Below are 14268 nucleotides of genomic sequence, written 5' to 3'. Positions count from 1 at the left end.
CAGGGTGTGTAAGCGTTGTGAGGCGTTGAGCTAACCTGTACTAATTGCCCGTGAGGCTTAACCATACAACACCCAAGGGGTTTTGATTGGACTCAATGACCAGTACATTGAATGTGTAAAGAGAACCTTTTTCGAAAGAACAGCTTTCCGAATTATTAATTATCGCTTACAGCGGTAGTTAAACAGAATTTTGCTTGGCGACCATAGCGTTTTGGACCCACCTGACTCCATTCCGAACTCAGAAGTGAAACGAAACAGCGTCGATGGTAGTGTGGGGCCTCCCCATGTGAGAGTAGAACATCGCCAGGCTTTAATTACTTGCTTCAGTTTGCTCCTTTTTAAGGAATAGCCTGAAAGCAAAAACGAGAAAAGACTTTATAGTCTGACCAATGCGGAGCGGTAGTTCAGTTGGTTAGAATACCGGCCTGTCACGCCGGGGGTCGCGGGTTCGAGTCCCGTCCGCTCCGCCACTTATCCGAAACCCTAGCAGAAATGCTGGGGTTTTGTCGTTTTAAGCTGAGCCAGTTTCATCACGTTGCGATGACGAGTCCCGGACGTACGCGTCTCCGATGGTGCGCCAGCCCGGCCGTCCGCTACTTCCTTATCTATTCCAGCCAACATCGAGACGGAATATCTTGTTATCTGCCCAGGTTATTATTTTAAGTTCTAGACCCTGACAAAGAAGCCCCGCTTGTAAGGGCGGGGCTTTGGTAAATTTTTGTTTGATGAAAGTTTAACAGCGTTGAGCGACTTTATCCTTCAGTGCCTGTTTTTCTGTTTCAGACAAGAAAGCGAGATCCAGGCCGTTGATTTGAGCCTGACGGATTTGCTCTTGGCTGAGGCCTGCTTGCGGCGCTGCCACTTCATACTCGTATGGTAGTTCAATCCCTTCTACTGCCGGATCATCGGTATTCAGACACGCTGGCACACCGTGCTCAAGGAAACGCTTGAGCGGATGTTGCGCCAGGCTGGCAACGGTGCTGGTTTGAATGTTGGAGGTCAGGCAAGACTCAATACCAACCCGGTGTTTAGCCAGATAATCCATCAGCTGCGGATCTTCAATTGCTTTCACACCGTGGCCAATACGGGTTGCGCCTAATTCACGGATAGCCTGCCACATGCTCTGCGGGCCAGCGGCTTCGCCTGCGTGGACGGTAATATTCAGTCCGGCATCGCGTGCTTGTTTAAAGTGGCTGACAAAGCGATCTCCAGGTTGTCCCAGCTCATCCCCGGCTAAATCGAGTGCGACGATGTGCTGTTTCTGGCTCAGAATGCCCTCCAGCTCTTGCTGACACGCTTTTGTGCCGAAAGTACGGCTCAGTATGCCAATCAGGTTAGCTTGCACGCCAAAATCGCGTACACCGGCTTGTACGCCATCGACCACGGCTTCGACGACACCGGCAATGGGCAGGTTATGTTTCATTGCCATGTAATACGGAGAAAAACGCAGTTCGGCATAATCGATCTGCGCGTTGAGTGCATCCTCAACGTTTTCGTAGGCCACGCGGCGGCAAGCGTCCAGATCACCCAGTACAGCCACACCCCAGTCAAGTTTCGACAGAAAGGCAACCAGAGAGGGTTCGGCTTCGACAATTTGTACATGCGGTGTCAGAGCTTCCACAGTATCGGCGGGTAACGCCATACCAAACTTCTGGCCAAGCTCAAGGATGGTTTGAGTGCGGATGTTGCCGTCAAGGTGGCGGTGTAGATCAGTCAGGGGAATATTTTTTGTAATCATTGTCATCTACCAAGTCAAATTCTGCGCTAAGTATAAAAACCAATCGGGTCAGTGTCAGTAGCTGTAATGGCTGAATCTGGCTTATTTTGCTGCGACTTTGTTCTTGTTTACTGTATATGTTGATCTCTCGTCGCTCGCTGAAAGGAGACTGCTGCGGGCTGAATGCAGCGGCGGAAAATAAAAAGGTGGCCTGATTACAGACCACCTTGCGTAGCTCTCAGTGAGATTATGCTTCGGGCTAATACAATTCTTTAAGCTTGCGCGTCAGGGTATTACGTCCCCAGCCAAGCACTTTGGCTGCATCTTGTTTATGGCCGTTAGTATGATTCAAAGCGGCTTCCAGCAGGATGCGTTCAAATTCCGGCAGAGCATAAGAGAGGATTTCAGTTTCACCAGATGCTAGGGCGGATTTTGCCCAGGCTTCAAGCTGCTTCTGCCAACTGACATCACTGTCAAAGTCGACCGTTTTCTTCTCTGCCAGTAACTCAGAAGGCAGGTCGCTTGGTAACACTTCGGTACCACTTGCCATTACCGTCAGCCAGCGGCACATGTTTTCTAACTGACGTACGTTACCCGGCCAATCGAGACGATTGAGAATTTCGATTGTTTTGCTATGCAGAGTTTTCATCTCCACGCCTAACTCTTTGGCAGCCAGAGCAAGAAAATGTTTGGTCAGTTTGTCGATGTCCTGACGACGCTCACGCAAAGCAGGAATTTGAATGCGGATGACGTTAAGACGGTGGAACAGGTCTTCACGGAACTTGCCCTGATGAACCAGTTTTTCCAGATTCTGGTGCGTTGCGGCGACAATTCGCACATCGACTTTGATTGCGGAATGGCCGCCGACACGATAGAACTGTCCATCGGCCAGTACCCGCAGCAAACGGGTCTGAATGTCGAGCGGCATGTCACCGATTTCATCCAGAAACAGTGTTCCGCCATTAGCCTGTTCAAAACGGCCCTGACGTACATTGTTGGCGCCGGTAAACGCGCCTTTTTCGTGGCCAAACAGTTCAGATTCGATCAGGTCTTTCGGGATAGCGGCCATATTGAGGGCGATAAAAGGGTTCTGCGCCCGCGGGCTGTGACGATGCAGAGCATGAGCGACCAATTCTTTACCGGTACCCGATTCACCGTTAATCAACACTGAAATCGAAGAGCGGGACAGGCGGCCGATGGCGCGAAACACTTCCTGCATTGCTGGCGCTTCGCCGATGATTTCCGGTGTATCGTAGGTGGGGACCTGATTTTGTGACTGCTCTTTACGCTGTTCCTGACCGTGGGCAATCGCACGTTCAACCAGAGTGAGGGTCTCATCCACATCAAACGGCTTAGGCAGATATTCGAATGCCCCCTTCTGATAGGCATTTACGGCTGCATCCAGGTCGGAGTGGGCCGTCATGATGATCACCGGGAGCTCTGGTGAGCGCGAGTGTACCTGATGCAGTAACTCGATTCCGTCGATCCCGGGCATACGAATATCAGAAACCAGTACATCCGGCGTTTCTCGTTCTAATGCCATCAGAACGCTTTCCGCATCGGAGAAGGTTTCACATTTAATGTTTGCTGACGACAGGGTTTTCTCCATCACCCAACGAATAGAACTGTCGTCATCGACAACCCAAACGTATCCTTTACTCATAGTATTCTTCCTCAACAGCAACCTACATTCTCAGTGGTCGCATAATCACACCATCAGATGGGTAAATAAATCGTAAATATGGTTCGTCCTGGCCAGCTTTCTACATCGATTTTTCCATTGTGCTGGTCGATCAGGTTTTGAGAGATTGACAGACCAAGTCCGGTCCCACCTTCCCGGCCACTGACCATCGGGTAGAACAGTGTATCCTGTAGTTCGAGTGGGATACCCGGGCCGTTATCAATGATCTCAATGCGGGCCACCAACTTATGTCGCTGACCGTGAATATTGGCTTGGTGCACGGTGCGGGTGCGTAGGGTAATCACGCCATGCGACTGCTGTGACAAAATTTGCGCCGCATTACTGACGATATTGAGTAGAGCCTGCTCGATTTGATCGGTATCCATCATGATATTGGGCAGGCTGGGATCGTAATCCCGCTCAATCTGCAACTCTTTGCCACCTTCGAGTTCAACCAGCTGACGAACCTTTTCCAGAATCAGATGCAGGTTCTCCGACGTTTTCTTGCCAGGCTTCTGCGGGCCAAGTAAACGGTCGACCAGCGCACGCAGACGATCTGCCTGTTCGATAATAATCTGGGTGTATTCGGTCAGGCTCTGGTCCGGTAACATGCGTTCCAGCAACTGAGCTGCGCCGCGCAACCCCCCTAACGGATTTTTAATTTCATGAGCTAAACCTCGCACCAGCAGTTTCGCTGCTTGTTGCTGCGCATGCTGATTGAGCTCCTGAGTCAGGCGGCGTTGCTGACCGATTTTTCGCATTTCAACCAACAGCATCAAGCTCTTCTGCCACGAAATCGGACTGACGGTCACTTCCAGCATTAAGGGTTTGCCGTCAACCACGAAGGTGACATCACTGTCTGTAATACTCTGTCCGCTTTGCAATGGCTGAGACAGTAAAGCCAGGTCCATCGAAGCGTGTTGAATCAGTTTTGACAGCGGTTGATTGATAATGCGCTTGGCACTTTGGGAAAACAGTTGTTCGGCCGCCGGGTTGGCGTAACGTACGCACAATGTTTCATCCAACATCAAGGTGGCGGTTACAACATTGTTCAGAATGGTTTCGCTTAGCTCTGCACTCACAGTATCGTCCTTGCCGTGTTCCAAAATGATGCAATGCACAATAATGGTGCACTGTTTTGTCAAGTATGGCGCAACGGTATAGAAATAAAAAGTGAAATCCCCTGTTAAATCGGGCGATTGAGTGTTGTTCACACCTATTTAATGGATGCCCGATGCAGATACACCGTTACTTTACTAGACGATGCAATAACCTTGCCGCTTACAAGAGCCTGAATTAAAAAGGTATGTGAGCCGCGTGCAATATTACTCAGCTGCCACACTGTTTTGGTGCCGGGTGCACCAAAAGGCTGATCATCGAGCAGTAATTGCAGTGTCTCTTGCTCAGACAGCGGGCGGTTTAGTGCGATATGCAGGGTGATGTTGCCCTGATTGTCGTGAACCGTCTGTTCATGAGTCGGTTTTAACCACTCTATGTGCAGCTCTGTTTGAGTGGTTGTGTGCTGTTTCGGTGCAACCTGTGCCGTTGCCGCATTGACCGACGGGGTTAAGGCCGGCGGTGTGTCATTAACGAGCAGTGCGTCATTAACGGATAGTCGCAGCACCCGGCTATGGGCATGACTTGGATTATCACTAAAATGAACGGTGCCGTGATGATCGGTCCAGGTATAGATGGTCTGGGGCTGAGTGTCTGCTGCGGGCAGCAGACACAGCAGTAATGCAAGGGGAGTGGTCCGTTTCATGCGACTCCTTGGCTGAGCTGTCATATGGCAGTGAGAAGACAAGGATAATAAGGCTCTGAACGTCAACCAATAGAAAAAAGGCCCGCCTGCGAGGCGAGCCTTATTATTGATTGCAACCGCCGTTACAACGGCACTGAGTGCGAATTATACAGAGTAGTACAGTTCGAACTCTAGTGGGTGTACTGCTACGTTCACGCGCTCTACATCTTTAGATTTCAGGTCGATGTAAGAGTTGATGAAGTCATCAGAGAATACGCCACCTGCTGTCAGGAACTCGCGGTCTTCGTCTAGGCATTGCAGAGCTTGTTGCAGAGATTCTGCCACTTTTGGAATTTCTGCAGCTTCTTCTGCTGGTAGATCGTACAGATCTTTATCCATCGCTTCGCCTGGGTGGATCTTGTTCTTGATACCGTCAAGACCAGCCATCAGCATTGCTGCAAACGCCAGGTATGGGTTCGCTGCTGGATCGCCGAAACGAATTTCGATACGACGTGCTTTAGGGCTTGGTACCACTGGGATACGGATAGACGCTGAACGGTTACGTGCAGAGTATGCCAGCATAACTGGTGCTTCGAAGTGAGGAACCAGACGCTTGTATGAGTTAGTCGCTGGGTTAGCGAATGCGTTGATTGCACGAGCGTGTTTGATGATACCACCGATGTAGTAGATCGCCATTTCAGACAGGCCGCCGTACTTGTCGCCTGCGAACAGGTTAACGCCGTCTTTTGCCAGAGATTGGTGCACGTGCATACCTGAACCGTTGTCGCCAACGAGTGGTTTAGGCATGAAAGTCGCTGTTTTACCGAATGCGTGAGCAACGTTATGAACAACGTACTTGTAGATTTGGATTTCGTCCGCTTTAGTCGTCAGAGTGTTGAAACGCGTTGCGATTTCGTTCTGACCCGCTGTTGCTACTTCGTGGTGGTGTGCTTCAACAACCAGACCCATTTCTTCCATGATCAGACACATAGCTGAACGGATGTCTTGAGATGAGTCAACTGGCGCTACTGGGAAGTAACCGCCTTTCACACCTGGACGGTGACCTTTGTTACCGTTTTCGTATTCAGTGCCAGTGTTCCATGCCGCTTCCACGTCATCGATCTTGAAGAAAGAACCTGACATGTCAGTAGAGAATTTCACGTCGTCAAACAGGAAGAACTCTGGCTCTGGACCAACCAGAACAGTGTCTGCGATGCCAGTTGAACGCATGTATTCTTCAGCACGTTTTGCGATAGAACGTGGGTCACGATCGTAGCCTTGCATAGTTGCAGGCTCAAGAATGTCACAACGGATGTTTAGCGTTGCGTCTTCTGTGAACGGGTCTAGTACAGCAGATGATGCATCCGGCATCATTACCATGTCAGATTCGTTGATACCTTTCCAGCCAGCAACTGATGAACCATCGAACATTTTACCTTCTTCGAAGAAGTCTGCGTCGATTTGGTGAGCAGGAATAGAGATATGTTGCTCTTTACCTTTTGTATCTGTGAAGCGTAGGTCAACAAACTTAACTTCGTTTTCTTGGATCAGCGATAGAACGTTTTCTACTGACATCTTGGATAACCTCCAGTGTTAATAAAGCGGTTTGGGCTCGAATCAAAGTGAAACCAGCATTGCTTAAGGCTGCACTATTTCTTAAGCAATGCTGATTTTATTAAGCTAATATCGTGCCAATTTCTTAAGTCCCGTAATTTCAATGCTTTGCGAGTGTTTGGTTCTTTTTGGTGCTTTCCGTTGCACCATAATGATCCCGTTCTGCACTTTGGTGGTGCATAGTGGTTTTTGCTGCACCAATTTATAACAAAGCGAACACTATTCAGCCGATTATTTCTGTGATTGTCAATTGTCTTTTCTGCTCCAGGACGGTTTGTGTTCATTTCAATTCGCGACTAGGCTCTAAATGTGCGAAATTCACAGAGTCAGATCACATATTTCTAGGCTTTTCGCCAAAATCTGGTACATTATTGGCCGTTTTTTTAACCAAACTCAGGTACTGGTTTGCACTTCCGTAAATCGGGCCATTTGTGTAATTAAGTGAAGCAAAATTCCATGGCTACTCAGATTGAAAAACTAAGAAACATCGCGATCATCGCGCACGTTGACCACGGCAAAACGACCCTGGTAGATAAACTGCTCCAGCAATCGGGCACGCTAGAGTCGCGCGGTGACGTTGAAGAGCGAGTCATGGACTCGAACGACATCGAAAAAGAGCGTGGTATTACCATCCTGGCGAAGAACACAGCGATCAACTGGAATGATTTCCGTATCAACATCGTTGACACCCCGGGACACGCGGACTTCGGTGGTGAAGTAGAGCGCATTATGTCGATGGTAGACTCTGTACTGCTGATCGTTGACGCGGTTGACGGCCCAATGCCACAAACCCGCTTTGTAACGCAGAAAGCGTTTGCTCACGGTCTGAAGCCTATCGTTGTTATCAACAAAATCGACCGCCCTGGCGCGCGTCCTGACTGGGTTATGGACCAGGTATTTGACCTGTTTGACAACCTGGGCGCGACTGACGAACAGCTTGACTTCCAAGTGGTTTACGCATCAGCACTGAACGGTTGGGCATCGCTGGAAGAAGGCGAGACCGGCGAAAACATGGAACCGCTGTTCCAGGCAATCGTTGATAATGTTGAATCACCAAACGTTGACCTTGATGGTCCACTGCAGATGCAGATTTCACAGCTGGATTACAGCTCTTACGTTGGTGTTATCGGTGTTGGCCGTGTAACCCGTGGTAGCGTGAAGCCAAACCAGCAAGTGACGGTAATCAGTGCTGATGGCAAGAAGCGTAACGGCAAAGTGGGTACGGTTCTGGGTTACCTGGGTCTGCAACGTTCTGAAACTGACCTGGCAACGGCTGGTGACATCGTTGCGATCACTGGTCTGGGTGAGCTGAAAATCTCTGACACCATTTGTGACGTGAACACAGTAGAAGCTCTGCCTGCACTGACGGTTGATGAACCAACCGTTACGATGACTTTCCAGGTCAACACTTCTCCGTTCGCGGGTAAAGAAGGTAAGTTCGTGACTTCACGTAACATCCTTGAGCGTCTGGAAAAAGAACTGGTACATAACGTAGCCCTGCGCGTTGAGCAAACTGACGATCCAGATAAATTCCGTGTATCTGGTCGTGGTGAACTGCACCTGTCTATCCTGATTGAAAACATGCGCCGTGAAGGTTTTGAGCTGGCAGTATCTCGTCCGGAAGTTATTCTGCGCGAAGAAGATGGCCAACTGATGGAACCGTTTGAAACTGTGACTATCGACGTACTGGAAGAGAACCAGGGCGGTATCATGGAGAAAATCGGTCTGCGTAAAGGCGAACTGAAAGACATGTCTCCGGACGGTAAAGGCCGTGTACGTCTTGACTTCGTGATGCCATCACGTGGCCTGATCGGCTTCCAGACTGAGTTCCTGACTCTGACTTCTGGTACTGGTCTGCTGTACCATACTTTTGACCACTACGCCCCGCACAAAGGTGGCGAAATCGGTCAACGTGTTAACGGCGTACTGATCTCGAACGCAACCGGTAAAGCACTGACTTACGCACTGTTTAACCTGCAAGAGCGTGGCCGTCTGTTTGCAGAACACGCGGATGAGGTTTATGAAGGTCAGGTAGTGGGTATCCACAACCGTTCTAACGACCTGACAGTAAACTGTCTGAAAGGTAAGCAGCTGACCAACGTACGTGCTTCTGGTACTGATGACGCTCAGGTTCTGACTCCTGCGATCAAATACACGCTGGAACAGGCTCTGGAGTTCATCGATGATGACGAGCTGGTAGAAGTAACACCGAAGAGCATCCGTATCCGTAAACGTCACCTGACTGAGAACGACCGTAAACGCGCTGCGCGTAAGTAATCGTTCAGCGGATTAAAAAAAGCCCTCATTTGAGGGCTTTTTTATTGTCTGGCACCATGAGCGGATTAACCGGAGCGGTCTATCTGAATACCGCTGCCGGTCCGGTATTGGCGGTCATTACTGTTTTAACTGGCTGAGGAACTGATCTGACTCGGCAATTGCAGCATTCATCTGACTGATCGCACTGCGGATATCCTTCTCCAGTGAGGCGAATTCACCCTGCAGCGAGCCGACCGCGCTGGCGTTGAGGTTGTGTTTGAGATACAGGGTGTTGTCACGCAGTGTATTGAGCACAGGTGTCATTGTCTGCTCAGCCTGTTTCATCGCTTTCAGCATGGTCTGATACGATGCCTGAGTTTGTTTCAGCTTCTGCTCACTGGCGCGACGCAACTTGCTGCTGGTATACAGCGACAACTCTTGCTGCCACTCGGCAAACAAAGCCTGGGAAACATCTTCGATTGCGGCGATCCGATCGCGCACATCCGCGGCGGCGTCTTCGCTTTGCTGATACTGATCGTTGATGCGCTCATAGGCGCTTTCCAGCTCTCCACCGTCGAACTGGGTAAAGGCTGACAGGGCTTCGAGCGCGCTGGTCAGCTCCTGCTGAGCGTCTTTCTGTGAGTCTTGTGCGGCTTCAACCCGATCAACCATGATGTCACGTTTATGGTAGCCGACTTTTTCCATTGCCGAATAATACGCACTCTGGCAACCAGTCAGGGTGAAGACAGATAACAAGATGGCCAACAAGTAAGGCATCATGAACTCCTTTCTATTAAAATAATTGCATTGTAACCTGATATAGTCAGCATACCGTATTCAACACCGCTTTACTGGTCGATTTAGTGATAACTGATAGTGGTGTTCAATAAACCGGTTCAGTTTGTGTATCGCGCTGCATTCTGTGTCATCTGGCCGCGTTGCGTGTCACACTAAGCGCTATGATCCGCTACAATTTCAAAACCTTATCTGTCAGATAATTCAAATGTTCATATGATCACTCCAGCCAGATTGGTCATTCAGGGACGGATATCGTTAAATGGGAGAAACACCTTGAACATCCAGTTACTGGTCAAGCATAGCCTGTTATTCGGCCGCTATTTATTTGCCCGCATGGGGCACGACAGAGTCAATGTGAACGCTGGCTATCTGGCTTACATCACCTTGCTGTCTATCGTGCCGATGTTGACCGTGCTGCTGTCGATCCTCTCTTCGTTTGCTATTTTCGATAACGTCGGCGATGAAGTGCAGGATTATGTCATTACCCATTTCGTGCCGGCGGCCGGTGATGCGGTGCGCACCGCGTTAGCCGAATTTGTCACCAATACTGGTAAAATGACGGCCGTTGGCGGTATGTTCCTCTTTATCGCGGCGCTGACACTGATCTCGAACATCGATAAAAATCTGAACTATATCTGGCGGGTGCGTAAAAAACGCCGTCTGGTCTTTTCATTCTCGATGTACTGGATGATCCTGACCCTGGGGCCGATTTTGGTCGGTGCCAGTATCGCGGTGACGTCGTACATTACGTCACTTAAGCTGCTGGACAATGAAGCGCTGACCGGCGCGTTTAATTTTTTCCTCGCCCGCCTGCCGTTATTGCTGTCCTTTTTTGCCTTTTCGGGGTTGTACCTGCTGGTGCCGAATAAAAAAGTCGTTATCTGGCACGCGGTCTCCGGCGCCCTGGTCGCGGCCTTGTTGTTTGAACTGAGTAAGAAAGGTTTTGCTGTTTACATTACTCAGTTTCCGTCTTACCAACTGATTTACGGCGCGCTGGCGGCGATCCCGATTCTGTTTGTCTGGGTGTACCTGTGTTGGTTGATCGTGCTGATTGGGGCTGAAGTGACCGCGGCGCTCGGTGAGCGTGACGAGTGGAGCGACGAGCCAGACATGCTAAACTCAGCGCTCAATTCCCCAACCCAACCACAAGGAAAAGAGCAGAGTGATAGCCTTGATTCAACGAGTAAGTGAAGCGGCAGTGCGCGTCGAAGGTGAAATTGTCGGCGAGATTGAACAGGGTTTACTGGTATTGCTCGGGGTCGAGCGTGAAGATGACGAAGCGAAAGCGAAACGCCTGATGGAACGGGTGACCAGCTACCGCGTATTTGAAGATCAAGCCGGTAAGATGAATCTGAGTGTCAAAGATGTCGGCGGCAGTGTGCTGGTGGTCTCGCAGTTTACCCTGCCAGCAGACACCAAAAAGGGCACCCGGGCCGGATTTTCCCGTGGCGCTCATCCAGAGGATGCTGAACGCCTGTACGATTACTTCTCCGATTTATGCACTCAGGTACTACCGACACAGCGTGGCCGTTTTGCCGCGGATATGAAAGTGTCACTGATCAATGATGGTCCGGTAACCTTCTGGTTACAGGCTTAACGACGGCTCTTTTGAGCCAGCAGGAACCGACTCTATGTACAAACTTATTACGCCGAAGACGGATAATCAGCTCAATAAGTATTTTCATTTTCGCTGGCAGATGTTGCGCGAGCCATGGCGAATGCCACTCGGTTCGGAGCGGGACGAATACGATGCCATGAGCCATCACCGCATGATTGTTGACGGACGTGGCCGGCCGATGGCGATTGGACGTCTGTACATTACTCCGGACAGTGACGGCCAGATTCGTTATATGGCGGTGAAAGCGAACCGGCGCAGCAAAGGTATGGGATCACTCATCCTGGTCGCGCTGGAGTCGCTGGCGCGTCAGGAAGGGGCCAAGCGGCTGGTGTGTAATGCGCGTGAGGATGCGATAAAATTCTATGAAAAGAACGGATTCGAGCAACGCGGTGAACTCACGGATGAACGCGGCCCGGTCCGCCATCAGCAAATGGTCAAACACCTTGATCCGATGGCAGATGTACTGCGCAAACCGGAATGGTGCACTGAGTTGCAGGAACGCTGGGGCGAGCATATTCCGATCAGTGAAAAAATGGGCATCAAGGTACTGCAGTACACAGGTTACCAGTTTCAGTGCGGGGCTCAGCTTAATCCTAATCTTAACCCGCACAACACCATGTTTGCCGGTTCAGCATTTACTCTGGCCACTCTGACGGGGTGGGGGATGGCCTGGCTGCTGATGCGTGAACGCAATCTGGAAGGGGATATTGTGCTGGTGGACAGCCGTATCCGTTACCGCCATCCGGTAGTCTATAACCCGGTGGCGTCCACTTCTCTGGATGGGATCAGTGGTGATCTTGACCGTCTGGAGTCCGGGCGTAAAGCGCGGATTGTGATGCGCGTTATCATCGCCAGCGGCGACAAGGACGCGGTCGAGTTTACCGGAACCTACATGCTTATCCCCGATTATCAGTCTATTCTCGAGCACGCTCGCGACTGAGTGTTTCTGCACACGCTTTGGCTGACAGAGTCTCTTCAGCCTGTTGATTACGCAGCAGGTCGAAGCGGGTTTGCTGACAGCCTTGGCGCGACTGCAGTTCAAGTGTCCCTTGCTGCGGGGCGACTAAGTCGATATTCCCTTGCAGGCGGGCATCAAGTCCGGGCCCAGCTAGCGGCGCCGCGTTAAGCTGTAAACGTCCGCGGTCCGCGCTGATAGTCAGCCCATCCAGTGTAAATGGCTGAACCACTATTTGCTGGTTCTGTTGTGTGGTGAGCACGCCGTGACGCAAACCCAGTTGCAGTTCACCGGTGAGTGAATGAGCGAGCATGGAATAATCGCCGGCCAGTCCTTCGGCATTGAGATCCAGATCCGCCAGAGCATCGAAACGAAAAGGCAGTGTCAGCCACTGGTGCAGCTCGGTCAGCGGCAGTCCGTCGGTATGCAGCGCCACTTTCCACGGCGCGCTGTCAGCCGCGAAATGCCATTCCGCATTGGCATCGATGTAGCCTTTTTCCAGTGGCAGAAATGCGCGATCCAACCACCAGCGGCCATTGTCACTGTGCATTTCAATAATGCCCTGACTGCTGAGCACTGAACCGATACTGGCGTTATTGGCGCTGATGGTGGCGGAGCCTTGCCAAAGTCCCCATTTGCCATCCCGCATCAGCTCGGTATCGCGGCCTTCGGCATTGAGTCCAGTCAACTGCCAGGCCGGAGTATGTCGCAGTTGGATCAGCTGCAGGTTGTGCAGATCAAATTGATCAATTTGCAGCGCGTGCCAGTTGCTAAGATCCATGCTGAGCCAGTGCCAGTCGCTGTCTTGTTCGCCAAACCACTTCAGACCACGAGCCGTCAGGTGGTGCAGGTGCACCTGCCCGGGAGTCAGTTCACCACTCAGTTGCAGGCTGCCCTGCAACACCTCACTGGCAAAGTCGCTGATTTGGATCTTGTCTGGTTCGAAGTCCAGTTTAACGCTTGGCTCTACCCATTGCAGGCCATGGCTGGTAATGCTGTCAGCATTGAGCGACAGGTAACCTTGCTGCTGTTGCCACCAGGTATGGTCTAACTGCAGATTTTCTGCCGACAGGGCCAGGTTGGTCATCTCGCTGCCGGCCACGCGCAGATTGCTGTTGAGAATATCCAGGCTGTTGATGCGCGCAACATGGCTGCGTAGGAGTGGCCACCAAGGGGCAGTGAGTTGAGTGAGGTCCTGATCCAGGTTGAGCTGGTTGATGGTGACATTGACCAGTGACCAGCCTTGCGGATACTGCTCGGCCTGACCGGAGAACTGACCGCCGCGCCAGATAAAAGAGGCGCCATAAACCGTGCTGTCGGCGGGCTGGTAGTCAGCATCGACTAACACATTGTCGATGGCTTCACTGTGCCAGTAAAACTGCTCGGCAGACAGCTGCAACTCGCCATAGGGCAGAAGTTGTGTCGCGCTGTGCCAGGACGGGTTTTTAATCTGCAGGTCAAAGCCGCGTGCAATCAGACCATTCATTGCAAAATCAATATTGTGCAGCGCCAGTTGGTTTAGTTTCAGTTCGGACAGGAAAGGGTGGCTGGGCAGCCCAGCCGAGAAATTGGCGCCATCAAGCAGCAGACTGTCGATAACCCATTTATCATCCTGCCAGGGGCGGGCGCTAAGCCAGACATCCACCTGCTGAAAGTGCAGCGGTTTTTCATCTTGATCCAGGGTGACATCGTGCAGGCGGAAATGACGCGGATAGTCGTATTCTAACCGTGTGAAGGTCAGCTCGCCGGGCCATAAATGGTCGGTTAACCATTGAGCGGAAGGCGTCAGGTAGCGAGTATGCATCAGGCCAAATGTAGCCAGTATCAGCACCAGCAACAGTGCGATTAATCCCATCCCTAGCGCGAGCAGCTTTTTCATAGTTTCCTG

11 protein-coding genes, 1 tRNA gene and 1 rRNA gene are annotated in these 14268 nt (G+C 51.1%); 6 read left to right on the top strand and 7 right to left on the bottom strand.

Features of this window, described 5'->3' with window-relative positions; translation table 11 throughout:
- Positions 1-193 precede the first annotated feature (193 nt).
- Positions 194-309 (top strand): 5S ribosomal RNA (gene rrf / locus E6C74_RS12120).
- 84 nt (positions 310-393) lie between these two features.
- Positions 394-470, top strand: a tRNA-Asp gene (locus tag E6C74_RS12115).
- 263 nt (positions 471-733) lie between these two features.
- Here E6C74_RS12115 and add read toward each other — a convergent pair.
- The 5 genes from add to glnA all read right to left on the bottom strand — a co-directional run bounded on the left by add (position 734) and on the right by glnA (position 6714).
- Positions 734-1738: an adenosine deaminase gene (add, locus tag E6C74_RS12110; RefSeq protein ID WP_136485495.1), complete on the bottom strand. Its 1005-nt coding sequence runs from the start codon at positions 1736-1738 to the stop codon at positions 734-736.
- Between the two features lie 238 nt (positions 1739-1976).
- On the bottom strand, positions 1977-3380 hold the full coding sequence (glnG, locus tag E6C74_RS12105) for a nitrogen regulation protein NR(I) (protein WP_136485492.1): 1404 nt from the start codon (positions 3378-3380) through the stop codon (positions 1977-1979).
- 53 nt (positions 3381-3433) lie between these two features.
- Complete coding sequence (gene glnL / locus E6C74_RS12100; RefSeq protein WP_136485490.1) at positions 3434-4480, bottom strand: nitrogen regulation protein NR(II); 1047 nt, start codon at positions 4478-4480, stop codon at positions 3434-3436.
- A gap of 134 nt (positions 4481-4614) precedes the next feature.
- Positions 4615-5160, bottom strand: a complete 546-nt coding sequence (locus E6C74_RS12095) for a DUF4124 domain-containing protein (protein WP_168797019.1) — start codon at positions 5158-5160, stop codon at positions 4615-4617.
- A 144-nt stretch (positions 5161-5304) separates the two neighbouring features.
- Positions 5305-6714: a glutamate--ammonia ligase gene (gene glnA, locus E6C74_RS12090; protein ID WP_136485486.1), complete on the bottom strand. Its 1410-nt coding sequence runs from the start codon at positions 6712-6714 to the stop codon at positions 5305-5307.
- A gap of 495 nt (positions 6715-7209) precedes the next feature.
- On the opposite strand from glnA, the gene typA reads away from it, so the two are divergent.
- Entirely contained in the window at positions 7210-9030 is a 1821-nt protein-coding gene (typA, locus tag E6C74_RS12085) for a translational GTPase TypA (RefSeq protein WP_136485484.1), read from the top strand.
- A 117-nt stretch (positions 9031-9147) separates the two neighbouring features.
- Here the strand turns inward: typA and E6C74_RS12080 are convergent, their stop codons facing one another.
- Positions 9148-9786, bottom strand: coding sequence for a DUF2959 domain-containing protein (locus E6C74_RS12080; protein ID WP_136485521.1), 639 nt, complete (start codon positions 9784-9786; stop codon positions 9148-9150).
- A 294-nt stretch (positions 9787-10080) separates the two neighbouring features.
- On the opposite strand from E6C74_RS12080, the gene E6C74_RS12075 reads away from it, so the two are divergent.
- From E6C74_RS12075 to E6C74_RS12065, 3 genes are read left to right on the top strand one after another with little or no spacing between them, the layout of a single operon-like run.
- A complete protein-coding gene (locus tag E6C74_RS12075; protein WP_136485482.1) occupies positions 10081-10998 on the top strand; it encodes a virulence factor BrkB family protein in 918 nt (305 codons plus the stop codon).
- On the top strand, positions 10970-11404 hold the full coding sequence (gene dtd / locus E6C74_RS12070; RefSeq protein ID WP_136485480.1) for a D-aminoacyl-tRNA deacylase: 435 nt from the start codon (positions 10970-10972) through the stop codon (positions 11402-11404). Before E6C74_RS12075 ends, dtd begins: the two co-directional genes overlap by 29 nt.
- A gap of 34 nt (positions 11405-11438) precedes the next feature.
- A complete protein-coding gene (locus tag E6C74_RS12065) occupies positions 11439-12365 on the top strand; it encodes a bifunctional GNAT family N-acetyltransferase/hotdog fold thioesterase (protein ID WP_136485478.1) in 927 nt (308 codons plus the stop codon).
- On the opposite strand, the gene E6C74_RS12060 is transcribed toward E6C74_RS12065, so the two are convergent.
- Positions 12340-14259: an AsmA family protein gene (locus E6C74_RS12060; RefSeq protein ID WP_136485475.1), complete on the bottom strand. Its 1920-nt coding sequence runs from the start codon at positions 14257-14259 to the stop codon at positions 12340-12342. The two genes, E6C74_RS12065 and E6C74_RS12060, sit on opposite strands and share 26 nt — an antisense overlap.
- Between the last annotated feature and the right edge of the window lie 9 nt (positions 14260-14268).

The organism is Vibrio sp. H11 (assembly GCF_004804295.1).
Classification (GTDB): domain Bacteria; phylum Pseudomonadota; class Gammaproteobacteria; order Enterobacterales; family Vibrionaceae; genus Vibrio; species Vibrio ostreae.
Note: the sequence above shows the minus strand (reverse complement) of the source record. Positions and strands in the feature narration are given on the sequence as shown.